This window comes from Spirosoma harenae (genome assembly GCF_054776975.1).
The window spans coordinates 322,990-347,343 of the sequence record NZ_BAAHBD010000010.1 but is presented as its reverse complement, the minus strand read 5'-3'; the positions used below and the strand labels follow the sequence as shown (position 1 = coordinate 347,343).

The window sequence follows — 24,354 nt, the reverse complement described above, 5'->3', positions numbered from 1 at the left end:
TTTCTGGTAAACATTTCGCTATCTTCATAGCGTTTAGAAAGTAGAAAAGCCACCTGTTAAGCAACAAGCGAATGGAAGATAGATTGAATACAAACGATGACCCCGCCGGTCATAAACTCAACGGACAAGAACCTCGGATTCAGAACGATAAAGCAACCGTTCGGCTACCAATGATACTAGGTGTTACGTTAGCGGGAGGAATGCTTATTGGCGCTACATTTTTTGGCGGTACCAAAAGCCTGAACAACATTGGACGTGGCTATACCAAGTACCGGGAAATTCTGCAATTGATTGAAAATAATTACGTTGACTCAGTCAATACCGACGAATTGGTCGATTATTCGATTGAGAAAATGCTCCAGAAACTCGACCCGCATACGGCCTATATCAATCCACAGGATGCTGTTGCGGCCCGGTCGCAACTGGAAGGTGGTTTTGATGGAATTGGGGTTGAGTTCAATATTTACAAGGATACGGTTTACGTCGTTACTCCACTCGCAGGTGGTCCATCCGAAGCTGCCGGTATTTTGAGTGGCGATAAAATAATCAAGGTCGATGACAAACCGTTAGCAACGGGTGGCAAACTTGAAAATGGCTCTGTATTTAAGGCCCTACGAGGAAAGCGAGGTTCGGAGGTGAAATTGTCTATCATGAGAAAGGGCGATAAGCAACTGAAGGACTTTACCCTAACGCGCGATCGAATACCAACTTATTCCGTTGACGCATCGTATATGATTGATGGAAAAACGGGCTACATCAAAATCAACCGCTTTTCCGAAACTACTTACGACGAGTTCAAAACAGCATTGGCAGGGCTGAAAGCGAAAGGTATGACACAGCTTATGCTCGATCTGCGCAATAATCCTGGTGGTTACATGGATCGGGCTACCAACATTGCCGACGAATTTATTTCGGGTAATAAATTGCTGGTCTATACCGATGGTAAAGACAATCGTTACGACCGGAAAACGTACGCACATATTGCCGGGCAGTTTGAAGAAGGTCCGCTGGTTGTGTTGGTGGATGAAGGTAGTGCTTCGGCTTCCGAAATCGTATCTGGCGCTCTACAGGATCATGATCGGGCATTGATTGCAGGTCGACGTTCGTTTGGTAAGGGCCTGGTGCAGATGCCGGTAACACTTTCCGACGGGTCAGAATTGCGATTGACGATTTCTCGGTATTATACGCCTAGTGGCCGAAGTATTCAGAAACCATATGTGCCGGGTCAGGAAGGCGACTACGAAAAAGATCTCGAAACTCGCTCAAAACGTGGGGAGTATTACATTGCTGACTCGATCAAAAACGATCCGAAACTGAAATTCAAAACAGATGGTGGCCGCATCGTATATGGTGGTGGCGGCATCACCCCCGACTATTTCATCCCCCGCGATTCGACCTGGCAAACGGCCTATCTGGTGCAATTGTATGGCAAAAACATCATTCGGGAGTATGCTATGGAATACACGAGCGAAAACCAGAAAAAATTGGAGAAAATGCCGTTCGATGAATTTAATCGCACTGTCAACATTACGGATGAGCAGATGAATAATCTGGTGAAAATGGCGACGAACGAGGGTATCAAGTTCAATGAAAAGGAATTTAATCGCTCGAAGGCTTACATCCGTACGCAGATCAAAGCATTGGTAGCACGGTCGGTTTATCAGAAAAATAATCGTGGTGGGCAGAATAATGAATTCTTCCGGGTTATCAGCCAAAGCGACGATACGTATCAGAAAGCGCTGAAATTATTTGATCGGGCCGATAAGCTGGAACATAGTCCGATGACGTATAATCAGAAGTAGTTTACAAGTTTTTTGTCATGCTGACGAAGGAAGCATCTTAAACTATCCTTATTCTTGAGTCAGGAAATTGTAAGATGCTTCCTTCGTCAGCATGACAAAAAAACTTGAATTTGTTTAGGGTGGCTAACGCACAATTAATCTAGCGCTAGCCACCCTAAATTATTTTTTACTGAACTGATACACCAAGCCAAGAGATGATTGTAGGTTGCCCGTTTTGAAATCTTTACGTGAATAGGGCGCAATTTCGAAAGCAACACGCAGATTAGGTAGCATCGTAAGCGGTCGCACACGGACACCGACGTGCAGGGAATACCCTTCCAGAATATCCCGATCATCGATGCTATTCAGCACGTTGAAACGGATCCCTAGTCCGGTGTAATAATTAACCTGCGGCTTTCGGGCCACATTAATCATGGGGCAAATCGTGGTACTCAACGAGCCAAACAACGTATTGGTTTGCATACGAGCATCAAGCCAGAACGCCTTATCGGAGTTGGTACTGACCGAAACAACGCTGTTGAACGGGTAATAGGCTACCGAAGCCTGACCGAAAGCTGATACCGTAAAGGCTACAAATAGAGCAGTGAAGACATGTTTCATGAGCGCAAAACAACGATTTTATCGGGCATAAAAAAGGGTTCCTGGTATAAAACAATTAACTGGTTTCACTGAATTGAAGTCGTTTCTATCCTAGAAAGCGTGTAGATAATTGTGAAGCCCAAACAGAACTTATACCTGTTGGGACTGTTTTGTTTGTACCTTTACACCCCTGTCCAGAAAATCAACTACTAAAAAATGTCCTGGTTCGTCCGAAAAGATAAAGGTATACAGACCCCAACCGAAATGAAACGGGAAGCTCCCGATGGGTTGTGGTATCAGTGCCCGAACTGTAAAAAAGCAATGCACACACGGGAGCACAAACTCAATGCGTATACGTGTATTCATTGTAATTACCACGAAAAAATAGGTTCAGAAGCCTATTTTTCGATTCTATTCGATGATAACGAGTTCACGGAGATGGATGCTGATATGCAATCCGGCGATCCACTCAAATTTGTCGATACAAAGGCTTATCCAGCCCGGATCAAGTCAACGATTGAAAAAACAGGTTTGAAAGATGCCGTTCGGACGGCGTCTGGCCCAATGAATGGGTTGACAGTTACGATAGCCGTAATGGACTTTAATTTCATTGGCGGATCGATGGGGTCGGTCGTTGGTGAAAAAATTGCTCGGGCTATCGATCATGCGATCAAGAATAAAACGCCTTTCCTGATGATTTCACGGTCAGGTGGAGCCCGCATGATGGAAGCCGGTTTTTCGCTGATGCAAATGGCGAAAACCTCCGCGAAACTTGCCTTGCTCGATAAAGCAAAACTTCCCTACATATCACTCCTGACTGATCCCACGACGGGTGGCGTAACCGCTTCGTATGCCATGTTGGGTGATTTTAACATTGCTGAACCTGAGGCCCTGATTGGCTTTGCTGGACCACGTGTTATTCGGGAAACCATTGGTAAAGACCTCCCGAAAGGATTTCAGAGCGCTGAATTTGTCCTGGAACACGGCTTTTTAGATTTTATCGTTGATCGAAAAGATCTGAAAGACAAGGTCGTGAATCTGTTTAAGATGCTGTTGTAGCATAGGGCAATGGGCAGAGGGTAAAAAGTTTTACCGTTTCAACCCTCTACCCTTTGCCCTTACCTCTCTGCCCCGTCTATGCGCCTTGTCTCTCATCCGGTGCTTTGCAACTATTACGTTACGTACCGCTGTAATGCGAGTTGTAGTTTTTGCGACATCTGGGAGCGGCCATCGCCTTACGTTACGCTCGAAAATGTTCGCCAGAATTTGCGTGATCTTAAAAAGCTGGGTGTTCGAGTTGTCGATTTTACGGGGGGCGAACCATTATTACATCGCCAATTACCCGAACTACTTCAGGAAGCCAAACAGCTTAGCCTAATCACAACCGTTACGACCAATGCGTTGCTTTACCCAAAACAGGCTGAGCGACTGCGTGGATTGGTCGATATGCTGCATTTCTCTCTCGATTCACCAATTGCGGAAGAGCATGATCGTTCGCGCGGAGTGGCTTGTTTCGATAAAGTAATGGAATCGATTGCGTTAGCTCGCCAACTGGGCGAACGGCCGGATATTTTATTTACAGTCTTTGAACACAATGTCCACCAGATCAGGCAGATGTATGAGGAGATTTGCCTGCCAAATGATCTGGTTTTAATCCTGAATCCGGTATTTGACTATAATGCAGTTGAAACCGGAGAACGATTTTCGGAGGCTGCCTTACAGCAAATGTCGTGGTGGGGGAAGCAGAAAAATGTGTACCTCAATGACGCGTTCGTACAACTTCGTCGCGATGGGGGGAATCACATCGAATCGCCTGTGTGTCGGGCGGGTAGTACGACCATCGTTATTTCGCCCGAAAACAAAGTTGTGCTTCCCTGTTACCACCTTGGTCTGAAAGAATTCAGCATCGACAATAATTTGTTCGAGATCTATCGCTCTGCTGAAGTGCAGCAATTAGTGGCGCTGGAAGGTCGGTTGCCGGGTTGCGAAGGGTGTGCTATAAACTGTTATATGCAGCCGTCGTTTGCGGTGGAAGTCAACAAGTATTTTTGGCATGCTTTGCCCAGCACCCTGAAATATAACTGGATAAAAGGCACCTGGAAGCAATTGCTATAGCTATTTCTTGACCACTTTCCTGACCAAAGATCGCCCATTTACATCCGCCCGAAGCATGTAGATGCCTGGCGTTAGACTGTCCATCCCGATTAGTTGTTCATGATGGCGCGATGCTTTACTGAAGCCTAATTCATGTAGTTTTCGGCCATTTGCATCCATCAACTGTATCGTAGCTGTGGTTGGATTACTGGTTCGAATCACCACTTGCAACGGTCCTTCGACGGGATTGGGAAACGTAACAAATAGTATATCCGGGTCAGAGTAAACGACAGTCCCTGTAACGATACCATTGTTTCCTTCTATAGCTGGTTCATAAGCTGGGACTGAGCCAGGTGTTCCGGGTAAGTCTAACACAAGCAGTGTAATTTCCTGAGTTGTCTGACTAATCAGCAGGCCGCGACGATACTCGTAAATCGTTATGGCGACACTGTAATTTCCTTCTTTTGTTGGGCTATCCCAAACTAAATCCCCCGTTTGATTATTGAGTTTGAAAGTTCCCTGACGTGTCAGATCGTTGGGAAATTGATACGTCTTTACGGCTTGCTGACTACAGACGTCAGTACCCATATTAGTTAATGATTTTGCCAGGCCATATACCAAACTATCCCCGTCTGCGTCGGTGGCTTTTAAGGAAAGAGTTGCTTTCTGATAAAGCCCAAGTCGAAAACTAGTTATTGGATAGTCGGGCGTTGGCGTTTGATTTTGGAGAGTCGCTGAGATAGTCGTACCAAGTGTAAATAATTGGCTGTCAGCATTTGTTATATTTTGGGCAAGGGTTCGATTAGGGACGGATGCCGTTATACTATAAGTACTTGGCCCTGAATACGTGTGGATTAATGTATAACTACTAATACTCGCCGTTCGGTCGTTAATGAATAAGCGGTTCGAGCGAACCGCTGTTTTTGTTGTACCATCGCCAAAACAGATTGGGTACGAATCTGCCTGATCAGCTGCCTGTTTCCCCTGTACTTCGTTCATATATAGCACAAGCGTTACCTGGTACGTCAGCGATGTTGTCGAAATAGATTTTGCCTGAACATAGCCACCGATAAGATGTGTAGCTTTTGCCAACGGAATACTCAGCACCAGAAATGCCAGAAGTAGAAACGGTTTCATGAATACGTAAGGGAAGAAGTCGGATTTAGGCTAATAACTGAAAAGGAGTGTTTAACCATATACGAGTTGACAAAGATTTCTTTACTGGTATTTCCGTACCTTTCAGCTATGCTATACACTGCCGAACAAGCCGCTCAATTACCTGAAAATGGGTTCCATTACCTGCTTACTTCCTTCGACGATCATGTGCTGACGATCACGTTGAATCGGCCGGAGAAGAAGAACGCACTCAATGCCCCAATGCTCGCAGAACTGGCGTTTGTACTAGCGTATGCACACTATAAATCAGACGTTTGGTTAGTAGTTTTAGCCGCTGCGGGCGATACGTTTTGCGCAGGGATGGATCTGAAAAGTTTATCGACGGGCGATAATGAGAAGGCTACCATCCCCGAGCCATCGGGGCCAGTTCGATTGGGAGAACTAATGTCAGCTTTGCACAAACCTTGCATTGCCCGTATGCAGGGGCCAGTCTATGCAGGAGGTTTTTTATTAGTAGGAGGGAGCACGTATGTAGTAGCGGCCGAATCTGCCACGGCGACATTGCCAGAAGTAAAACGAGGCTTGTTTCCATTTCAGGTATTAGCGCTTCTACTCGACAGTATGCCCGCTCGTGCGGCCCTTGACCTTTGTCTACGCGCCCGAACGATTACGGCTATGGAAGCGCTCAAATTAGGTTTGGTAACAAGCGTTGTTCCTTTAAATGAGCTGGATACAGCCGTTCAGCAATTGATCGATGAACTGAAAAGCTATTCGCCTACAGCTATGCAGGCAGGTTTACGAGCTTACCAGCAATTAAAAAGCCTGTTGCCGGATCAGCAACAGGCTTTTTTATACGATCAGTTTCAGCAGCTTCAACAAACAGCCGATGCCAAGGAAGGTATGGCGGCATTTCTGGAAAAACGAAAGCCGGAATGGAGAGGATAGCCAATAGTTGATAGTTACATCCAAAGTCTGTGTCCTCACAGACCCATTTGCGTCAGCCAGCAATTATCATCCGAGTTTGCGGCCTGTGAGGACACAGACTTTGGAAATCGTTGTTAGTCACTATCGACTAATTTTTTGGCAAATCCGGGCAGTTTTCTTTTCGGCGGGTGTCGATGATGTTCTGAATTTTCCAATTACCATTCACCTTAACGAGTGTAAAGGCATTGACGCCACAATGGCTTTTCTGATCTTTCAGGTAAAAAACATAAGGTGTCCAGGCCGTGGCTAGCTCAGCGTCGATTTTTATTTCCATGCCAGATAGGCGCTCATCGAGTGTAAAGGCTGGATATTTTGTAACAGAGGCCGTGAACTTGCTTATGTCATCGTTCCGTACTGAAACTACACCTTCCTTATTTTTAGCAACTGACTGCAAAGTAGCACCCGGTAAAACGGTGTTTTTTACCTGCGTTGAATCGGCCTTACGCATCCCATCAAAAAACATATTAATGGTTGTTTTAACCGCTGTTTCGTCGTTTGCGTTGGATTGGGCGAACGTCGGAAGTGCAAAAAAAAGTGCAATGGCCAACGATAGGTGCTTCATGAGATGCGTTGATTACGACCGATAAAAAAGTAAAGTATAGCGCCGATCAGATTCAGAAAGAGAATAACAATGACCCAAATTAGCTTATCGTTCGATCCTCGAAATTCACTACGAATAACGTCGACAAGGGCGATAATGGGTAATAAAAATAATAGGCCACCAACCGCTAAGATAACTATCAGTTCGATAGCGCCTATACCTATGAATGCATGCATAGCCTACGTCAATTTCAATAGACCTAAAAGGTTTCTAAAACCTTTTAGGTCTGAATGCTGCTAAATATACTGATTTACAATCATTTCGTATAGTTCCTGTTTACCACTGATCTGCTTCGGCTCACCATTGGTCAACGCATATTCCCGGAGATCTTCGAGAGTGAGTTCGCCTTTCTCGAACCGTGCACCTTCGCCTGAATCGTAACTGGCGTACCGATCAGCGCGAAGTTTTTTGTACTGCGATTTAGCCAGAATAGCTTCGGCCGCAATCGCAGCGCGGGCAAACGTATCCATTCCGCCAATGTGGGCGATAAAGATGTCTTCCAGATCTGTTGAATTCCGGCGGGTTTTTGCGTCGAAATTGACACCGCCTGATTTCAATCCACCCGCTTCCAGAATGACCAGCATCGCTTCTGTTAGTTCGTATACATCAACAGGAAACTGGTCAGTATCCCAGCCGTTCTGGTAATCGCCCCGGTTCGCGTCGATGCTTCCGAGCATGTTGTGATCAGCGGCTACCTGCAATTCATGGGCGAATGTATGATTGGCCAGCGTGGCATGGTTAGTTTCGATGTTTAATTCAAAATCATCCTGTAAACCGTACTGGTTTAAGAAACCAACTACGGTTGCAGCATCGAAATCATATTGATGCTTACTAGGCTCCATTGGCTTCGGTTCGATGTAGAACGCACCTTTGAAACCTTGTTTACGAGCATAATCGCGGCTGATTTGTAGGAATTTACCCAAGTGTTCGGTTTCACGTTTCATGTTCGTGTTCAGCAGCGACATGTACCCTTCGCGACCTCCCCAGAATGTATAGCCCGAACCACCTAATTCAATCGTCGCATCTATCGCGTTTTTGACCTGCCAGCCGCCGTGAGCCAATACGTGGAAATCTGGATTCGTGCTGGCACCGTTCATGTATCGCTCGTGCGAAAACAGATTGGCCGTTCCCCACAACAGTTTGACACCACTGGCGGCTTGTTTTTGCTTCGCATAATCGACAATGGCCCGGAAATTTTTCTCAAACTCCGCATTTGAATTCCCTTCCGGCGCTACATCCACATCGTGGAAGCAGTAGAACTCCATACCTATTTTGGTGATGAACTCGAACGCAGCATCCATTTTATCGTGGGCCGCAGCGAGTCGGTCGGGGTTGGCATCCCAGGGGAAATGTTTTACGCCTGGACCAAATGGATCAGCGCCGGTGCCACAGAAGGTGTGCCAGTAGGCCGTTGCAAACCGGAACAGATCTTTCATGGGTTTGCCAAGAATGAGTCGGTTGGCATCGTAAAATTTAAACGCCAGCGGATTATCGGACTCACGGCCTTCATATTGAACAGGTTTTTCCAGAAAGGGGAAATACGTTTTTTGGCCGAGGGTAAGCTTCGTATCGGACATGAGAATAGTTGAAATAGTACCGTTTGAGAAAGTCAAAAGTAATTCCTGCTTACTTGCCAGCCAATGCCATTAACTAGCTTCTCGGCGAACCTTTGCTTTTCCCTGATCCGAAATCGCTCCACTTTCCTGGCGGGTCATCTTTTTTACGTATTCCACCCGTCGAAATCGCAATGCACTCCAATCGTTATCAATGGCTACCATTCTGACGGGTTCAAAACCTAGTTTACCCAAAGAAGCCCAGCCAGTATCCCGGTTAAAATCACATTTATATTTCTTCGACGAACCTTTTGGGTAGGTAAGCCACAATACACCGTCGCCCTGAACTTTCTCGGCCAGAATCTGACTAACACTATCAACTTCCTGCTGTGTTTTTACAAACGCTATGGCAAAACTGCCCACCTGAATCTGCTGTGGATCTGTGATAATTGTGGCAAGAGGACGCATCTCGTCCATAATTGGTAAGAACTCGTCGGGAGCGTTTAGCACAGCAATTTCCGGCTGTGCTTTGTAATTAAGTTTAGCGAAGACTGGGTTCATAAAAGAGGAATTATTGGATAAATATTATTGAGTTGGTAGTGGGATATAAAAGCCGTCAGCCTGCTTAAAAGGGACGGGGATAACATAGTTATAGTCTCCCGTACTTTTTTGCGTTAATATCTGATCGCGGGGAAGCACTTTTACATCAGAAGCCCAGAACTTTGTATCGATATTGAATTCTGTTTTGAAATCTTTGTCTGTCGATAGTGTCAGGTAATTACGGAAGGTCAACGGAGATTCGTTTGCTTGATACGTGTAGATATTGACATCCACTGGCTTCTTGCTATCGGTTGATTTTGATGGTTCCTGTTCCGTTTTAAATTGGCCTGTGAGCCTAACCGTTCCAGACGGGACTATCACAAATTGCTTCTTGTCGAGTTTTGTTTGTGGTGGAATAAAGCTAATCCGGTCTTCTTTGGCAATTTGACCATTGAATGACGTAGACGATCGATACCGATTATAACGAAGCGTTGTTCCTTCAAAATTGACATCGGCTACGTCGTACCAATAGTCTACTTTTTCCTGGCCAATGATAAACGAAGAGCGTTTCCAGTCGATATAGAGTGGTTTGTTGAGCTTGTTAACTAGCGTGAGGTGCATAAGGCCACGTTCGCTGGCGAAATTATAGCGTAGAGTCAGCGTGTCATTATCCATGACCAGACCTTCCTCGGCCGGATGGAGATTCGAACCGCGTAACGTAACAACCTGAACTTTAGGAGAGCAACTGGCTAATAAAACCGCCGAAACGAGAAGAAAAGTGACGTATTTCATCGTGTTATTCTTTTGAGTAGATACAGGGCAATAGACTATTTTGTAGACGAAATCTACTATAAATTATATTTCACACAATACCTCGATCAATATTTTTCCGGGCGCTTCTACATAAAAGGAAAACGTTCCCCGACCACCGTAGTGATGCGGCTCTTTACCCACTTCGACGCCATCTGCTTTCATGATTTCGTAAACAGCTCTGACTTGCTCGGGCGTTTCCTGCACAAAACCGACGTGAAAATCAGCTGGGTATTCAGGAATTACGTCTTTCTTGAAATTGCTGATCGAAAGAATAAAACCATCCTTATCTTCCAGAATAGCAATGACGTTATCGCCTTTGACTTCCTCACAAGTAAAGCCAAAATAGGTTTCGAAAAAGGCTTTGGTTCGTGCCACATCAGGCACGGCCAGATTTAAATGTTTGAGTGACATATTTCTATGATTTTACTGTTCAATGACCCACCAACCGTAGCTTTCTGGTTCCAGTTCTACAGTTAATTCAATTTCGTAATTTCGATTGAGACGGTACGCTTTTGCAGGGCTATCGCCCTGCCGAATTTGGGCTGTTTCGCGAAGTCCGGTATAATACAAAGGCAACTTTATAGTTCGGGTGATTTTTGTTTTTAGTGGGTTAAAAAGCATTACCAATCCTTTTTCTTTCAGGTGAGTAGCTATGTGCATGAAGCCATCCCAGTCGCGTCCATCGGCTCGTCGGAGATGAATCAAATCGGAGTTAAGGATAGTTCGGTACTTCTTATACCAGTCAATTACTCGCTTTACAGTTTGTTTGGTGGTTTCTGTGTCGTATAAACGTGGTCCTCGATAGCAAGCCTGTACACCCGCTCCGTAGTATTGCATCATGAGTTGCTCGTAATCACGTAGGTGCTCACTAAGTGGTTCTAATACAGCTTCTGGTCCACCGCCCTGATACTTGGTAAGCGGTACGAATCCCCAGCCCATAGCTGGCGTTTTCTCCCAGGTTCCGTCGAAAATATTCTGCCGATTCAGGATTTTCTGTTGCTCGCGAGAGAGTGAGAAATTGACTTCCCGATAGCCCAAAGCAATCTTGTTTGTGCCATCCATGAAATACCAGTCGGGAGCGTTGATATACACACCTTTTTCGGCCAGGAATCGGTAGAAGCCCTTCTGCATTTCCATCTGCACCCACTGCGAATCGTCCAATCCTTTATGTCCGGGATGTTTGGTCGATGCACAGACATCGCCGGGGTAAGGACCGTCGTGTTCGAGTAAATCGAAGCCGGTTTCGGTAATAAATTTCTTTAGGCTATTGAGGTAATTGACACCCCACCGACTGGCTAAGCAAGGTGCATGACCGAAAAAAGCACCTTTATCAGGTAGGCCGGTTTTAGGGTCAATCACATCATTTTCATCGTCAATCCGACGGCTGCTGAATAGAGAATATCCACCTAACAGAATCCCTTTGCTATGCGCATAATCGGCCAAGGCTTTGAATTTCTGGATATTTGCCTCACTGGTATCTTCCATATTCAGTTTACTGCCGAAACTCAGAATCACCATCTCATAACCTGTTTCTGCGCACTGGTCAATCACATTTTTTACCGTTGCTGGATCGGTACTTACCAAGTGCATAAATATGGGATTTTGCGTCGTCCAGGGCGTAACCGTACGGTAGAACTGCCGACGGGCTAGACCGTTCCGTTCGCGGTCGTAGGAATCTAGTAGCAGTTCAAAACTGCGAATAGATGTATAGGTTTTTGTCGGCTCCAGATCGATTCCAACGCCCAGTGTTGGGTATATTTCCAGCAAGCAAGGCGTTTCGTAATTGTAATTGACCTGCGACGTGTAGAGCGAATCGGTCTTCCAATGCGTTGCCTGATCGGATAAATCGTACCGCATGGCATTGTTGAACGCGAAGTTGTTTTCGATGTAAATCCGCTGTGGTTTCTTCATCTGATCGGGTTTCCCAACGACCGCCGATTCTTCTTCTGGTGTTGCGAGAATCTCGTTGATAACCTGATTGATATGAAAAGATTGCTTCGTATTATTCTGAATGGAAACCCATTTGCAAAGCGTAGGAATGCCATCATAAAGCGCATAATGCACAGTTACATCAATTCCCTGCAATTCGGGCAAACTAGAACTAAATAGCAGCGTAAGTTCCTGGCCTGTAGGTTGCTGTTTATTCATCGCCCAAGTGCGTGACTGCCAGTTTACGTGCGATTTCAGGGGCGAAATACTAAATGACTTAAATAGAAAATCAGCTGGATTGGCAGTAAATCGATCGAGCCATTCTTCCTGGAGATAGGCGTGTTCCCGCTGGCCATATAAGCCGCCGACGCAATACGTTTTGCCATTCAGAGCGACCATAGCTTCGGGACGTATTGAACGGATAAATTGTTCGCCCGTTGTCAGATTCTGGTAATCGACCGTTGCCAAATTGGGCGTAACCCGAAAGCGACGACTGACTAAACCGTTCGACAGCACAATATCTTTACCACCATTTGCCTGAAAAACGCCCGCTTTTTGTGCAATGGGCGTAATCAACCAATCCGCTTTGGCCGCAGTCAGTTTATAAACAGGGAGTGATTGAATCTGGCAAAAGCCGTTATAAGTCAGTAGGTAACAAAGAATGGCCCAGTAAAATCGATTCATGTTAGAGAAGCCGTGAGTTGGCAAAGAAATTCGCTTGCCAACTTACGGAATTCCTTCGTTTACAGCCAACCAAATCGCTGTACCAATTTTTCTTTCTGATTGCGAGCCACAGGAATGCTAACTTCATTCGTCATGACTACGTAGCTGCCTTTGCCTTTCATAAACAGCTTAATCTGGTCGGGGTTGATAACGTATTGACGGTGAATGCGTAGAAAATTCCGTTCTTCCAATACCTCCTGAACCTCACATAGCGTACGCGTAAGCAGATACTGACGATTTTGGGTAGTAATAACTTTGGTGTAGTTACTATCGGATTCGCAGTAGATAATTTCACCAACTGGCAGAAAAATCACTCCTTGTTGATAAGGAACCGCAATCTTTTCGGCTAAACGCTGGGAATCATACAGCGTATTGATGTTGTGCATACCCGGCTCATATCAGAGATGTAGCGTGTCCGTCGGATGGGTTTTACGAGCTGAAAGCGAAGCCAGACAATCCGTGTCGATTTGATGAGTTCACCGTGTGGAGTGACGGACAGGGGAATAAAATGTTGTCGGCGAACAGAAGCCAGCGTTTGAAGTGTATCGTTGGCTGGATCTTCGTAAAACCAAGTCTGCCGACTGATGTCGATTTCCTGCTTTGCTACGGGCTGACCATAGAGCATTATGGGTTGGCAAATAGATAGCCGACTGAGCAGTAAAACAGCAATTAACAGCGTAAACCTTTCATCGACAGGCCGGTAAATAGCCCTTCGAATATCGTCAATTACCTCCACGAAGCCTATTGATTTCCTGCGAATGGCAGTTTTGGCCGGATTAATAGCCGGATTTTTGAGCGAAGCAATTCCCGTAAAAATGCCGTCATCTACATAGTCTTTTCTGCACTTCATCCGGAGGTAGTGGTACGGGATTTAGTGTGCTAACACCTTCGTTTCGATTTCCGGATGACCTGGATGTTCAATCTCTTAACACAAAAAACACGTAAACCAATGAAAACGATTTTGCTTTCGATGCTCCTGATTGTTGCTTCACTGACAACATCAACAACCGTTACGTTCGCTCAGAGATCTGGTGAAGAAGCCGCAATTCAAAAGGTTCTGACTACGTCTTTTGACGCTTTCAGTAAACGCGATCTGAATGGTTTTGCTGCCTATTTTATTAAGTCGCCGGACCTGTTTTATCAGGTTCATACGGCTGAAGGTAATTATGGCACATGGCTGGGAGGCCATGACAATATGGTTGGGGCTCACATGAAAAACGACCCGAACGATTTTAAAGGCAAATACAGCCTTTCTGATTTTCGGATTCATGTGCAGGGGAATATGGCCTGGGTTAGCCAAACGAGTAATTGGGAATTACCGGCTGGTCTTTATAAAGGCAGCGATGTCGTTGTGTTACAAAAGCAATCGGGCCAATGGAAATTGCCGCACTGACTACGCAAACCTATGCCGATGGGAAGTTAATTGTCGTGAAGTAGCTTATTTTGTCATGGAGGCACGAAGCATCTTAAGTTAGCCTGGTTCTTAGGTTAGGAAACTTTAAGATGCTTCGTGCCTCAGCATGACAACTAAGCTAAAATAGCACGTATATTAATCGTCCAACGCCTGATAAACCATTACGTCAAATTTTCTATCAAGTTCGCCACCTAAGGAAGTTCCCCACATCTGTTTCATGAGTACGATGGCGATTTTTTCTTTGGGATCGGCGATGTAGTGCGTACTAAAAGCGCCACCCCATGCAAACGTACCGACGCTGTTCAGATCATTGGCATGACCTTTTTCGCCGATAACGCGAAAGCCTAAACTGAAATAGTTACCGGGTTCTGGAAACAGCGTGCCGGTTTGATCACTTTGGGTAAACAGCTCGATTGATTTACGGCTAAGAAAACGCTTGCCATTATAAACGCCATCGTTGAGCAGCATTTGTAGGAAAATGGCGTAGTCGTAGGCCGTACTAGACAGACCCCCACCGCCCGAATAGTACGTTTTAGCACCCACAATCGGGTAGTCAGGATCAACGGGTAGGGATGCCGTGCTGGCTTTTACCAGTTTTTTCTCTTTGTTTTCCGAATACAACCGAACGAGTCGATCTTTCTTGGCATCGGGAAGGTAGAAATAAGTGTCTTTCATGCCCAGCGGCTCAAAAATTCGCTTGTCAAAAAACTGCGCCAGCGTTTGTCCAGATACGACTTCGACCAGATAACCCAGTACATCGATGCTCAAGCCATACGTCCACTTTTCGCCAGGTTGGTGAGTTAGTGGCTGTTTGGCAAGCTTTTTTACCATCTCAGCAAGTGTGTAATTCTGCGTGACAAACGCATCTGGAATACCCCCCGCTTTCGTATAAATCGCTCGCATTCGTGGATCGCTGGCAATTACATTATAGTTGATGCCCGACATATGCGTAAGCAGGTGACGAACCGTAATTTCCCGTTTGGCGGGGATAGTCGTGTACGTACTGTCTTTCTCATTGAATTTGTCGAGAACAACAGGTTTGGCGAATTCAGGAATGTATTTGCTGATTGGGTCGTCGAGCATGATTTTCCCTTCTTCATGAAGCATCATTACGGCCAGCGACGTAATGGCCTTCGTCTGCGAGGCAATGCGATAAATAGCATCTTTTGCCAATGGTTTATCCGTGTCGAGGTCCGATTTTCCGAACGCTTTGTGATACACAATTTTGCCGTTGCGCACCACAATCGCTGATACGCCCGGAAACGCCCCTTTGTCGATGTACGATTGAATAAGTCCATCGAGTTTATTGAGCCGTTCGGAGTAGAAACCGGCGGACTCAGGCGATGCAGTAGTTAAAAGGGGAGGATTTTGCTTGGTTCCTGTTTGGGCATATATCGCCAGGGTCGTCGTCGCAGCCAGCAATAATGAGCGGAAGATTTGCTTGAAAAACATACGATTAAAGGTAGGAGAGATGCTAGTTAATGATTATCAATTATCGACATTTTTCACCGTTGGTCGGCCATCGTTTACGCGTTTTTCGTACGTCAGTTTAAACGTACTCAGATCAGGGACATTCGGCCGTTTGCGACCTAGTTCGTACTGATAAATGGTTTGTCCCAATTGGTACATAAAAGGATGACCGACGCTGTCGTACTCATATTTATCATCGTTTAAAATTCCGTCGCTATTGACGTAAATCGTTGCGGTGAGCATATACTCTACCTTGTTATTGAAATCAACAACATACGATGCATCCGTTAGAAAACCGTATGCCCAGCCTACCTTATTGAACACCCGTAAGTTGGCTGGCATCTGGTGATGCAGGCTATCCATGAAAAAGAATTTTACGTAACTATCGTAATACTGTTTCGCATCGTATTTGGGATAATTCGTTTCACTGGGATACTGCGAAAGGTATTGATAGACAAGCGTATAATCGTCGGCGGTCAGTGTAAATCGCTGTTTAGGCGAAACCGATTCCGGAAACAGAACGGATTGCAAAATCTGTTGAAAAGCTTCCAGCGGAAACTTGTTTCGTTCGGTAAAATTGAACGGTTCGTGAACCAGGCTATCGCGCACGTAATAGCCTTTCCCAAGCCTGGCTTCGCGCCGAAAATCGAACGGGTCCTGATTAAAGGCTGGGGGTTGCCTATAGATCAACTTACCATCTTCCTGAATAAATCGAATCGGATTCGTGTGCCGGTTTTCATCGGCAGTCATACGCACAAAGCGATGCGTAATGCGCGTATCTACATATCCTTTCGCGTGGAGAGATCGATTGATTTCGCTTTGTCCAACGAACTCATACATACGGCTATACGGATCATTTTCGCTTACCAGAAACGCCTTTTTAATAAAATGAGCAATCGACGGAAAGCCATTTTTAGCTGTACTATCTTTCCATTCCCTGGTTTGTTTGCTGTACGTACTGTCGAATTGCATGCGTGTATACTTAGTCACGCCCGGTTTATTCAACCGATTCAGTTTTTCCAGTGATAAGAGTGCTAAAGGCAGTTTTACAGTCGATGCTGGATTGAAATATTCCGTACTATCAACCCGGAAATAGTAATTCCTGAACGAAGGTTTGTTGGCCTTGTCCCGATTGATCTGTGTATAAATAATTTGTAGCCGATATTGATCGGGATGCTTAATAACCTCTTGAAAAATAGGGATTTTGTTACCAGCAAATAAATTAATTAAAAAGCTGTCTGTTCGGGGTTGGGCGTAAGTTGGCAGGGATGAACAGAGAGTGAAAAGTAAGATAAAGTGATTGGTTATTAGTTTCATATAGTCGACATACAGGACCTGTTTAAACCTAAAACTCAGTGCTTTTTTGTCATTCTGAACGTAGTGAAGAATCTCAGAGTCTCCTGTTAGGAAAGTTTGAGATTCTTCACTACGTTCAGAATGACAAAATACTTGTTAGCAGTATGTATTCACAAGCTATGGTGCCTTTGTGAAAATTATAAAACCAGTTGCGTAAAAAGCCGATCAAGCGTTTCGCCCGCTTCTATGCAAAGGCCGGGGTGAACAGGTGACGTTTGGACAACGGTACTTCGTGTAGACGTAAGCCAGCGGAAACGCTCTGCAATCGTCAACTTACCAATTGGGCCGCCCTGTGCTTTACCTGCGCAAATCCGCTCGAATGCCCTAAGGCGTTCGGTTAATTCCTGAATATCGACTTCTGTTGAAAAAGCGTGTAATCGGCTCTCGATCAATTGGAAACGGGTCTGTAAAAAGCCCTGTGATCGACAATATAGGATAACGCCAACGTTCAGAAATTCCTGTCGTTCAACGCAGGGGACAACCCGGATAATAGCGTACTCAAACAAGTGCTTTTCTGGCATGTTGCGCTTCGTGGACAAAAATTTCGGATGACCCTAGTCGATCGATTAAAAACCGGGCATATACCTGCCGCTGCTCGGACGCTGATTCTGATGAACCGTTATGCATTAGCCAATCATCGGGCACTAACGAGACAATAGCCTGAATTTGTTCCGCAGTAAGTCGTTGGCGAAAATCGGCATCAACGGCATCGAGTTCGGTAGCTTGAGGCAGGAGCACATGGTCTTTAATTTGGGTAAAAGGCCGACGACTTAGCTCAGGCCAGGTAGGCCCCGTATGATGTACGTAAAGCGAAGCGCCGTGATCGATCAGCCATAACTCCTTGTGCCACATCAACATATTCGTATTCCGGACCGTACGATCTACGTTCATCACAAACGCATCCAGCCAGACAATTTCCGACGCTAATCGGGCGCTGATCGTGTTTAGAATAGGATCGAAAGTAATGGCGCCGGACAGGTAATGCAGGCCAAGATTCAGGCCTTCACTAGCCCGAAGTAAGTCCTGGATTTCTTCATCGGGTTCGCTGCGACCAAAGGCAACATCGAGATTGACAAATACGAGTTCTGGTATACGCAGGCCCAGCTTTCGGGCGATTTCGCCAGCAATCAATTCGGCGATCAGGGCTTTTGTTCCCTGACCCGCTCCACGAAACTTCAGTACATATAAAAAATCATCATCGGCCTCCACCAGCGCGGGGAGCGAACCGCCTTCACGCAAAGGCGTGACGTAGCGAATTACGTTAACACTGCGGAGTTCGGGCGGATTAGTTAGCACAGAATATGGCGCAATAGAGATCAGGTAGTAGCCGGGAAATTTAGGAGTAATTTTTGAGAAAAAATGATTGATGTGCCCACAGAGCCTGAATCTTTCTTTCGCATTGAGCCAACAATTACCCTGTTTTCGTCAGCTATCAAGTCATGTACACCAGTTGTTCATTTCGTCAAGGTAGAGGATTTTGCCGACTCTACCTTTGTCATAGTCAATTTACTCGTAGCACTAAACCGAAAACACAACTACAATGAACTCAATCTATCTGTCTTCCGGAAAGTTAATCAAACCGTATACTAGTGAAGGGCTGAATACAATTTATGGACTGCTGTTTTGCGATAATATTGAACTATACAAGTCATCGAGCCAATCAACCGATTATCCCTGGAATGTGCTGCTTTCCGATACACCTGATCCGAGTGAATTGACCCGGATGGCAACGGATGAAACGCTAGAGACACGGCAGCGGATACTGGCTTATAACTGGCTGTTAGCAAAAGGCTTTCCGATACCAGCCAAAGTACTTTTAGGCGTCATTATCGAAGTGGCTTTAGAAGACGGACTTGATGTGTTGGCTGCTTACAGCGACGGTACTTGCCGATACATTAATCACGTAGAAAGTTTGCTAGTTTGGGAAACTCAAACGAATCAGTCAGATCAATTGATTGGGCAACTGCTTTCAGATAGTCTGAATGTGGTTAATCGAATTGGCCCCTGGGATCAGGAACGCACGACCTTTCCAGAGGAAGGAATGGTAAAATTGTCATTCCTGGTTTCGGACGGATTGTATTTCGGACAAGGGCCGTTTAGTGTTTTTCAGAATGACCCAATGGCAGGTCCCGTTATTGACTCAGCCACCCGATTAATGACGTACTTGATTGAGCAGAAAATAGCTGGTCGATAAAATACCCGCTCCTAAAGCAATGGTATAGATGCTGGCTTTCTCAGGAAATCTTCTTGGGGATAGTCAGCGTCGGTGTTTTTATACGTTGCATTCCTTAACGTTGGATTCACCTAAATAGGGCTCATTCTGAAAGGCTTTTTGATACTTTTACGACTTAAATCCTTCCAAACGATCCGTTTACACGATGAGAACATATGCCAGCTTCATTATAGTAGTTATTGCTCTCTTGACTTATCCTGCTCAGGGACAACATTGGTATAAAGGCAATTTGCATACTCACTCGCTTTGGAGCGATGGCGACGACTATCCGGAAATGATTATGGACTGGTACAAGGCCAATGGCTATAACTTCGTTGGTCTGTCGGATCATAATATTATACAGGATGTCGATAAATGGGTGAATGTACCCCGTCAGCAGGATCGACGCCGAACCTTTGATCGGTACCTACGCAAGTTCGGTCCCGATTGGGTAAAGTACCAGAAAGGCCCTAATGACTCGCTCAGAGTACAGCTTAAAAAACTGGAAGAATACCGGAGTTATTTTGAAGAAGCCGGTAAGTTTTTGATTATCAAAAGCGAAGAAGTGTCGACGGGCTATCAGGGTAAGCCGATTCACATGAACGTAACAAACGTCAAAAACCTGATTAAGCCGTTGCCCGGCAATAGCGTAGCCGATGTAATGCAGAATAATATTGATATGGTGGTGGCTCAACGGCGACAGACTGGGCAGCCTATGTTTCCGCATATTAACCATCCTAATTTTTACTGGGCCATCAAAGCTGAAGATCTGATGCAGCTACGCTACGAACGATTTTTCGAGGTCTTTAACGGCCATCCGCTCGTGCATAATTATGGCGATAGTACCCGCGAAGGAACCGAGTCGATGTGGGACAAAATCAACCTGCATTTTTTGCAACAGGGCCGACCACTCATGTATGGATTAGGGACGGATGATAGCCATCATTATTATTTCTTTGGCCCGACGTATAGCAACTCAGGTCGAGCTTGGGTGATGGTCGATGCACCTGAATTAACGCCTAAATCGATTATTGAATCGATGGAAGCCGGACGATTTTATGCTACTTCGGGAGTTACACTCAAGCAGTTGCCACAGGTCGATAATTCGTTGATCGTACGTATCAAAACCGAGCCGGGCATCACCTATAAGATTCAGTTTTTTGGTTTAAAAAAAGGAAAACAACAGGCCGAATTGCTTCGCGAAGTGACGGATTCGGTGGCTAATTACAGTCTCTCGAATGACGTTTTGCTACTTCGCGCCAAGATTATTTCCAGTAAGCCAAAATACAATCCGTTCATGCCAGGCGACGTGGAAACCGCCTGGACACAGCCCATCTCGCAGCCTCAGATACCTCAGCCTATTGCTAATGTAGTTCCCTTGCCGAACGCGCACGCACACAATGATTATGAGCAATCCAGGCCGCTTTGGGATGCGCTGGATAATGGGTTCACCAGTGTTGAAGCCGATGTTCATCTCATAGCCGATACGCTCTACGTATCACATAACCGACCGGCTATCAGAAATGCCGAAGCGACGCTGGAGAATTTGTATCTAAAACCACTAATCGCGCGAATTCATCAGCAGGGTGGTTTGGTGTTGGCTGGCCACAAAGGGCCATTTTATCTGATGATCGATGCGAAAACGCAGGCTGACAGTACCTATCAGGCTTTGAAGAAACTCCTGCAACGATACAGATCGACATTAACTGGCGTTACAATTGTATTGTCCGGCAATCGCCCAATTGCGACCGTGGCTAAAGCGAAAGATCGTTTACTAACACTCGACGGACGTCCTGGTGATTTAGGCAAAGGCTATTCAAAAGCTATTATGCCGATTATTAGCGATGCGTATCCAAATCAACTAAGCTGGCGCGGGCAAGGGGATATACCCGCTAGTGAATTTCAGAAACTACGTCAACTTGTTGATCGAGCGCATAAGGAAGGCAAAAAAGTACGACTCTGGGCTAGTCCCGAAGATCCAGTCGTTTGGGCAAAACTGCGAGAAGCAGGTGTCGATTTCCTTAGTACAGATCAACAGGAATTAGTGCGGGATTTTTTTGTGAAGGGAAAATAACCTCACGGCATCGGCCGTGAGGTCAATTGCGGATGTTGCCACAACTCCGTAAATTGGAATCCATAACTTATAACAGCCTGATTTGATGCACGTTTTCCTCCTACGTTTTGGTTTGCCCTGCTTATTATTCAGTATAGTACTAGTAGCTGCTTTTATCGCTCCTCAAACTAGTCTACCAACGCCCATCGAGAAAGAATTAGACGCCCTTTTTGCCAGTGAACCCGATTTTAGTGGCGTGATATTGGTTGCTGACAAGGGGAAACCGATTTACAAAAAGGCCTTCGGCTACAAAAATTTTGAGACGAAAGAGCCCATAACTACATCGACCATTTTTGAACTGGCGTCGGTTTCAAAACAGTTTACGGCCATGACCATTCTAATGTTGAAACAGGAAGGCAAACTGGCGTATGATGATCTGGTTGAGAAATACATTCCGGGGCTGCCTTATCCTACTATTACCATTCGTCACTTGCTGAACCATACGTCCGGATTGCCTGACTATCAGGATGTAATGGATCGGCATTGGGATAAGAGCAAAGTAGCCAGCAACGCTGATAACATTGCGTATTTAATTAAGTATCATCCGCCAAAGTTGTTCGATCCTGGCACAAAATATCTGTATAGCAACACGGGTTATATGCTTTTAGCCAGCATTGCTGAAAAAGCATCAGGACAGGATTTTATCGAGTTTTGTCGAAAGCGAATTTTCGGGCCAGTGGGCATGACTCATACCGATATCCGGACTCGAGAGGAGAAAAGCAGCTTATCGGATATGGCTTTGGGGTATATGTATGTTCCTGAGAAAAAACGGTACGTGCGAGCCGATTCATTTCCAGAATTTAACTATGCAATCTGGCTGGGAAATCGCAAAGGGCCGGGACGTATCAGCTCAACGGCCGACGATTTGTTAAAATGGGATCGGGCGTTGTATACCAATCGATTAGTGAGTCAACAGACGTTAAAGGAGGCTTTTACGCCAGCGAAACTAACTAATGATTCATTCACGACGTATGGATTTGGTTGGGTAATAGAACAGAATCCTAAATTGGGTAAAGTGGTATGGCATGATGGCGATAATCCAGGTTATAAAACGCAGATCGTACGCCTTATCGAGGTTGACAAAACTATCCTATTCCTCTCTAATAATGCCTACGAAAAAAGAGAAGAATTAATAAAATCGATAACGAATCTTCTTGAAAAATAAAGACAGACTATAATGAGCCGGATTTTTATAATTGCCTGCCTGCTTGCTCTCGTTTGTCAATCTGGCAAAGCGCAAAAAAAACGCGACAAACTAGATCAGTTGATGAAAGCCTATCATCAATTTAATATGTTTGATGGTAGCGTTTTAATTGCTGAAGAAGGGCAGGTTATTTATAAAAATGCCTTTGGTATGGCTAATCGCGAATGGGGTATTGCTAATACAACTGATACAAAATTTATGATTGGGTCAGTGTCAAAACCACTTACGGCGATATTGATGCTGATACAGGTTCAGAAAGGATTAGTCGATCTTGATAAAACAATTGATCATTATCTGCCAGGATTTTCAACCAAAAATGGTAGCCGTATCAAAATAAGACAACTTCTAAATCACACATCTGGTCTGCCAAATTATGATGTAATAGCCGATTTCTTTCCTAGAATAAGCCGACAAAACTTTAGCCGCGAAGAGTATATTAAATTATATAAAGATTCAACACTTGTCTTTGAACCTGGGACCAATTACAACTACAGCAGCTGGGGCTATTTTACGCTCGGCTATATTATGGAACAGGTTACGGGAAAATCGTATGCTCAATTGATGAAAGAAGACATATTCGATAAGCTTGGAATGAAGAGTTCAGGGTCTTACTACCATACGCAAATTGTGACTAAACGAGCGTCTGGTTATGATTATAGTTTGGGTGGTTATACAAGCGCTGATTTTCGGGATCAGTCGAATACGATGGGAACGGGCGATATTTACTCGACAGTAGAGGATTTATTTAAACTACATCTGGCTATCACCAACAACGCACTATTAAATAAATCATTAACCGACCAGATGTTTACGCCCGGTATAAGGCCATGGCGATATGGTTTTGGCTGGTTTAATCAGCAATTTAAATACACACCGACCGATAGCGTCTTTGTTAATTATCATTTGGGAATGACCGAGGGTTTTTTATCGTTCATCGTTCGTATTCCGTCAACGAATAGTTTGGTTGTTTTTCTCTGCAATAGTTCGCCAACTCATTTCTTTGGTATTGCTACTAATCTTATAAAAATTCTTTATGATAAACCCGTTGTGTTGAAGCAGCCAGTTCATAAAATTTTAGAAAAATCACTCGCTACGCAGGATGGTAGAAAAGCGGTTGAAGAGTACAAAAAAATGAAAAGTGATACCAGCCATTATTACATAGATTGGTTAGCAATGGATCAACTTGGAGGGCAATTATTTACACTAAAGCGTTATGAAGATGCAAGAATTCTCTACGAAAATAATGCTTCTGAATTTCCGAATAGAGATATCGCGTTAGTCAGTCTGGCTAAAACCTACGAAGCGTTAAATCGAAAGAAGGACGCGATTACCTATTATCAAAAAGCTGTAGCGATTAATCCTACTAATGAAGAAGCTAAAAATAGACTAAAAGCGCTAACGAGTACGAATTAGTGTTTGTGGTGCTAATGTGGCCTATGACTTTCTATAACGAAACGATTTTAAAACTCCAGCGCGAAGTTTATCCAAAAGATCAGTTAATCCAACAGGTAATCAAAGCCAAGCAATTTATTGATCTTCATTTTGCCGAAGCCATTGATCTTTCAGGTGTTGCCTCGGAAGCATTTTACTCGAAATTTCACTTTATCCGATGCTTTAAATCGCTGTATGGTAGAACTCCTCATCAATATTTGATCTCAGTGCGGATCGAACGAGCCAAAGAGTTTCTGCAAACGTCTGATAGTCTGACTGATGTGTGTGTAAAAGTAGGGTTCGATAGTACGACATCGTTTATTGCACTCTTTAAAAAAATGACGGGAACAACGCCCGCTGCGTATCGGAAAAAGCAATTTTCAAGAGCTGTGACAGAAAATCATTGCTGAGATTTGCGCA

25 protein-coding genes are annotated in these 24,354 nt (G+C 44.8%); 10 read left to right on the top strand and 15 right to left on the bottom strand.

Features of this window, described 5'->3' with window-relative positions:
* The first annotated feature begins 71 nt into the window (after positions 1–71).
* Positions 72–1,802: a S41 family peptidase gene (locus ACYVE4_RS15430; protein ID WP_461041053.1), complete on the top strand. Its 1,731-nt coding sequence runs from the start codon at positions 72–74 to the stop codon at positions 1,800–1,802.
* Positions 1,803–1,961: 159 nt separating this feature from the next.
* Here ACYVE4_RS15430 and ACYVE4_RS15425 read toward each other — a convergent pair whose 3' ends face one another.
* Positions 1,962–2,402, bottom strand: a complete 441-nt coding sequence (locus tag ACYVE4_RS15425; protein WP_461041052.1) for a hypothetical protein — start codon at positions 2,400–2,402, stop codon at positions 1,962–1,964.
* Between the two features lie 195 nt (positions 2,403–2,597).
* On the opposite strand from ACYVE4_RS15425, the gene accD reads away from it, so the two are divergent.
* Together accD and ACYVE4_RS15415 are read left to right on the top strand one after the other, a co-directional pair.
* Entirely contained in the window at positions 2,598–3,440 is an 843-nt protein-coding gene (gene accD / locus ACYVE4_RS15420; protein ID WP_461041051.1) for an acetyl-CoA carboxylase, carboxyltransferase subunit beta, read from the top strand.
* 78 nt (positions 3,441–3,518) lie between these two features.
* On the top strand, positions 3,519–4,496 hold the full coding sequence (locus tag ACYVE4_RS15415) for a radical SAM protein (protein ID WP_461041050.1): 978 nt from the start codon (positions 3,519–3,521) through the stop codon (positions 4,494–4,496).
* On the opposite strand, the gene ACYVE4_RS15410 is transcribed toward ACYVE4_RS15415, so the two are convergent.
* A complete protein-coding gene (locus ACYVE4_RS15410) occupies positions 4,497–5,612 on the bottom strand; it encodes a T9SS type A sorting domain-containing protein (protein ID WP_461041049.1) in 1,116 nt (371 codons plus the stop codon).
* 108 nt (positions 5,613–5,720) lie between these two features.
* Between ACYVE4_RS15410 and ACYVE4_RS15405 the strand changes: the two genes are divergently transcribed.
* The gene (locus ACYVE4_RS15405) at positions 5,721–6,536 is read left to right on the top strand and encodes an enoyl-CoA hydratase-related protein (protein WP_461041048.1); all 816 of its coding nucleotides are present in this window, start codon (positions 5,721–5,723) and stop codon (positions 6,534–6,536) included.
* Between the two features lie 127 nt (positions 6,537–6,663).
* On the opposite strand, the gene ACYVE4_RS15400 is transcribed toward ACYVE4_RS15405, so the two are convergent.
* The 9 genes from ACYVE4_RS15400 to ACYVE4_RS15360 all read right to left on the bottom strand — a co-directional run bounded on the left by ACYVE4_RS15400 (position 6,664) and on the right by ACYVE4_RS15360 (position 13,584).
* The gene (locus ACYVE4_RS15400) at positions 6,664–7,137 is read right to left on the bottom strand and encodes a hypothetical protein (RefSeq protein ID WP_461041047.1); all 474 of its coding nucleotides are present in this window, start codon (positions 7,135–7,137) and stop codon (positions 6,664–6,666) included.
* Positions 7,134–7,352 carry a PLDc N-terminal domain-containing protein gene (locus ACYVE4_RS15395; protein ID WP_461041046.1) on the bottom strand — a complete coding sequence of 73 codons (219 nt, stop codon included), beginning with the start codon at positions 7,350–7,352 and terminating at the stop codon, positions 7,134–7,136. The genes ACYVE4_RS15400 and ACYVE4_RS15395 overlap by 4 nt, the downstream gene beginning before the upstream one ends.
* 60 nt (positions 7,353–7,412) lie before the next feature.
* Positions 7,413–8,753 (bottom strand): xylose isomerase, encoded by a 1,341-nt coding sequence (gene xylA, locus ACYVE4_RS15390; protein WP_461041045.1) that lies wholly within the window; start codon positions 8,751–8,753, stop codon positions 7,413–7,415.
* Positions 8,754–8,822: 69 nt separating this feature from the next.
* Positions 8,823–9,290 carry a hypothetical protein gene (locus tag ACYVE4_RS15385; protein WP_461041044.1) on the bottom strand — a complete coding sequence of 156 codons (468 nt, stop codon included), beginning with the start codon at positions 9,288–9,290 and terminating at the stop codon, positions 8,823–8,825.
* A gap of 24 nt (positions 9,291–9,314) precedes the next feature.
* Positions 9,315–10,061 (bottom strand): hypothetical protein, encoded by a 747-nt coding sequence (locus ACYVE4_RS15380; RefSeq protein WP_461041043.1) that lies wholly within the window; start codon positions 10,059–10,061, stop codon positions 9,315–9,317.
* Between the two features lie 63 nt (positions 10,062–10,124).
* A complete protein-coding gene (locus ACYVE4_RS15375) occupies positions 10,125–10,493 on the bottom strand; it encodes a VOC family protein (protein ID WP_461041042.1) in 369 nt (122 codons plus the stop codon).
* A gap of 12 nt (positions 10,494–10,505) precedes the next feature.
* The gene (locus ACYVE4_RS15370) at positions 10,506–12,695 is read right to left on the bottom strand and encodes an alpha-galactosidase (RefSeq protein ID WP_461041041.1); all 2,190 of its coding nucleotides are present in this window, start codon (positions 12,693–12,695) and stop codon (positions 10,506–10,508) included.
* Between the two features lie 59 nt (positions 12,696–12,754).
* The gene (locus tag ACYVE4_RS15365; RefSeq protein WP_461041040.1) at positions 12,755–13,120 is read right to left on the bottom strand and encodes a LytR/AlgR family response regulator transcription factor; all 366 of its coding nucleotides are present in this window, start codon (positions 13,118–13,120) and stop codon (positions 12,755–12,757) included.
* The gene (locus ACYVE4_RS15360; protein WP_461041039.1) at positions 13,081–13,584 is read right to left on the bottom strand and encodes a hypothetical protein; all 504 of its coding nucleotides are present in this window, start codon (positions 13,582–13,584) and stop codon (positions 13,081–13,083) included. Before ACYVE4_RS15360 ends, ACYVE4_RS15365 begins: the two co-directional genes overlap by 40 nt.
* A gap of 99 nt (positions 13,585–13,683) precedes the next feature.
* Between ACYVE4_RS15360 and ACYVE4_RS15355 the strand changes: the two genes are divergently transcribed.
* Positions 13,684–14,127, top strand: coding sequence for a YybH family protein (locus ACYVE4_RS15355; protein ID WP_461041038.1), 444 nt, complete (start codon positions 13,684–13,686; stop codon positions 14,125–14,127).
* A 156-nt stretch (positions 14,128–14,283) separates the two neighbouring features.
* Here the strand turns inward: ACYVE4_RS15355 and ACYVE4_RS15350 are convergent, their stop codons facing one another.
* From ACYVE4_RS15350 to ACYVE4_RS15335, 4 genes are all read right to left on the bottom strand, one after another.
* Entirely contained in the window at positions 14,284–15,600 is a 1,317-nt protein-coding gene (locus ACYVE4_RS15350) for a serine hydrolase domain-containing protein (protein WP_461041037.1), read from the bottom strand.
* 36 nt (positions 15,601–15,636) lie between these two features.
* Positions 15,637–16,935 carry a serine hydrolase gene (locus ACYVE4_RS15345; protein WP_461041036.1) on the bottom strand — a complete coding sequence of 433 codons (1,299 nt, stop codon included), beginning with the start codon at positions 16,933–16,935 and terminating at the stop codon, positions 15,637–15,639.
* Positions 16,936–17,111: 176 nt separating this feature from the next.
* A complete protein-coding gene (locus tag ACYVE4_RS15340; protein WP_461041035.1) occupies positions 17,112–17,495 on the bottom strand; it encodes a DUF3037 domain-containing protein in 384 nt (127 codons plus the stop codon).
* Positions 17,473–18,270: a HipA family kinase gene (locus tag ACYVE4_RS15335; RefSeq protein WP_461041034.1), complete on the bottom strand. Its 798-nt coding sequence runs from the start codon at positions 18,268–18,270 to the stop codon at positions 17,473–17,475. The genes ACYVE4_RS15340 and ACYVE4_RS15335 overlap by 23 nt, the downstream gene beginning before the upstream one ends.
* A gap of 244 nt (positions 18,271–18,514) precedes the next feature.
* On the opposite strand from ACYVE4_RS15335, the gene ACYVE4_RS15330 reads away from it, so the two are divergent.
* From ACYVE4_RS15330 to ACYVE4_RS15310, 5 genes are all read left to right on the top strand, one after another.
* Positions 18,515–19,168, top strand: a complete 654-nt coding sequence (locus tag ACYVE4_RS15330) for a hypothetical protein (protein WP_461041033.1) — start codon at positions 18,515–18,517, stop codon at positions 19,166–19,168.
* Between the two features lie 184 nt (positions 19,169–19,352).
* A complete protein-coding gene (locus ACYVE4_RS15325) occupies positions 19,353–21,260 on the top strand; it encodes a histidinol-phosphatase (RefSeq protein ID WP_461041032.1) in 1,908 nt (635 codons plus the stop codon).
* An 85-nt stretch (positions 21,261–21,345) separates the two neighbouring features.
* Positions 21,346–22,464 carry a serine hydrolase domain-containing protein gene (locus ACYVE4_RS15320; protein ID WP_461041031.1) on the top strand — a complete coding sequence of 373 codons (1,119 nt, stop codon included), beginning with the start codon at positions 21,346–21,348 and terminating at the stop codon, positions 22,462–22,464.
* A 12-nt stretch (positions 22,465–22,476) separates the two neighbouring features.
* On the top strand, positions 22,477–23,916 hold the full coding sequence (locus ACYVE4_RS15315) for a serine hydrolase (RefSeq protein ID WP_461041030.1): 1,440 nt from the start codon (positions 22,477–22,479) through the stop codon (positions 23,914–23,916).
* 23 nt (positions 23,917–23,939) lie between these two features.
* A complete protein-coding gene (locus ACYVE4_RS15310) occupies positions 23,940–24,344 on the top strand; it encodes a helix-turn-helix domain-containing protein (protein ID WP_461041029.1) in 405 nt (134 codons plus the stop codon).
* Positions 24,345–24,354 lie beyond the last annotated feature (10 nt).

Coding starts and splice junctions, on each gene's coding strand:
- ACYVE4_RS15430 (WP_461041053.1), top strand. CDS start 72: ATGGAAGATAGATTGAATACAAACGATGACCCCGCCGGTCATAAACTC.
- ACYVE4_RS15425 (WP_461041052.1), bottom strand. CDS start 2,402: ATGAAACATGTCTTCACTGCTCTATTTGTAGCCTTTACGGTATCAGCT.
- accD (WP_461041051.1), top strand. CDS start 2,598: ATGTCCTGGTTCGTCCGAAAAGATAAAGGTATACAGACCCCAACCGAA.
- ACYVE4_RS15415 (WP_461041050.1), top strand. CDS start 3,519: ATGCGCCTTGTCTCTCATCCGGTGCTTTGCAACTATTACGTTACGTAC.
- ACYVE4_RS15410 (WP_461041049.1), bottom strand. CDS start 5,612: ATGAAACCGTTTCTACTTCTGGCATTTCTGGTGCTGAGTATTCCGTTG.
- ACYVE4_RS15405 (WP_461041048.1), top strand. CDS start 5,721: ATGCTATACACTGCCGAACAAGCCGCTCAATTACCTGAAAATGGGTTC.
- ACYVE4_RS15400 (WP_461041047.1), bottom strand. CDS start 7,137: ATGAAGCACCTATCGTTGGCCATTGCACTTTTTTTTGCACTTCCGACG.
- ACYVE4_RS15395 (WP_461041046.1), bottom strand. CDS start 7,352: ATGCATGCATTCATAGGTATAGGCGCTATCGAACTGATAGTTATCTTA.
- xylA (WP_461041045.1), bottom strand. CDS start 8,753: ATGTCCGATACGAAGCTTACCCTCGGCCAAAAAACGTATTTCCCCTTT.
- ACYVE4_RS15385 (WP_461041044.1), bottom strand. CDS start 9,290: ATGAACCCAGTCTTCGCTAAACTTAATTACAAAGCACAGCCGGAAATT.
- ACYVE4_RS15380 (WP_461041043.1), bottom strand. CDS start 10,061: ATGAAATACGTCACTTTTCTTCTCGTTTCGGCGGTTTTATTAGCCAGT.
- ACYVE4_RS15375 (WP_461041042.1), bottom strand. CDS start 10,493: ATGTCACTCAAACATTTAAATCTGGCCGTGCCTGATGTGGCACGAACC.
- ACYVE4_RS15370 (WP_461041041.1), bottom strand. CDS start 12,695: ATGAATCGATTTTACTGGGCCATTCTTTGTTACCTACTGACTTATAAC.
- ACYVE4_RS15365 (WP_461041040.1), bottom strand. CDS start 13,120: ATGCACAACATCAATACGCTGTATGATTCCCAGCGTTTAGCCGAAAAG.
- ACYVE4_RS15360 (WP_461041039.1), bottom strand. CDS start 13,584: ATGAAGTGCAGAAAAGACTATGTAGATGACGGCATTTTTACGGGAATT.
- ACYVE4_RS15355 (WP_461041038.1), top strand. CDS start 13,684: ATGAAAACGATTTTGCTTTCGATGCTCCTGATTGTTGCTTCACTGACA.
- ACYVE4_RS15350 (WP_461041037.1), bottom strand. CDS start 15,600: ATGTTTTTCAAGCAAATCTTCCGCTCATTATTGCTGGCTGCGACGACG.
- ACYVE4_RS15345 (WP_461041036.1), bottom strand. CDS start 16,935: ATGAAACTAATAACCAATCACTTTATCTTACTTTTCACTCTCTGTTCA.
- ACYVE4_RS15340 (WP_461041035.1), bottom strand. CDS start 17,495: ATGCCAGAAAAGCACTTGTTTGAGTACGCTATTATCCGGGTTGTCCCC.
- ACYVE4_RS15330 (WP_461041033.1), top strand. CDS start 18,515: ATGAACTCAATCTATCTGTCTTCCGGAAAGTTAATCAAACCGTATACT.
- ACYVE4_RS15325 (WP_461041032.1), top strand. CDS start 19,353: ATGAGAACATATGCCAGCTTCATTATAGTAGTTATTGCTCTCTTGACT.
- ACYVE4_RS15320 (WP_461041031.1), top strand. CDS start 21,346: ATGCACGTTTTCCTCCTACGTTTTGGTTTGCCCTGCTTATTATTCAGT.
- ACYVE4_RS15315 (WP_461041030.1), top strand. CDS start 22,477: ATGAGCCGGATTTTTATAATTGCCTGCCTGCTTGCTCTCGTTTGTCAA.
- ACYVE4_RS15310 (WP_461041029.1), top strand. CDS start 23,940: ATGACTTTCTATAACGAAACGATTTTAAAACTCCAGCGCGAAGTTTAT.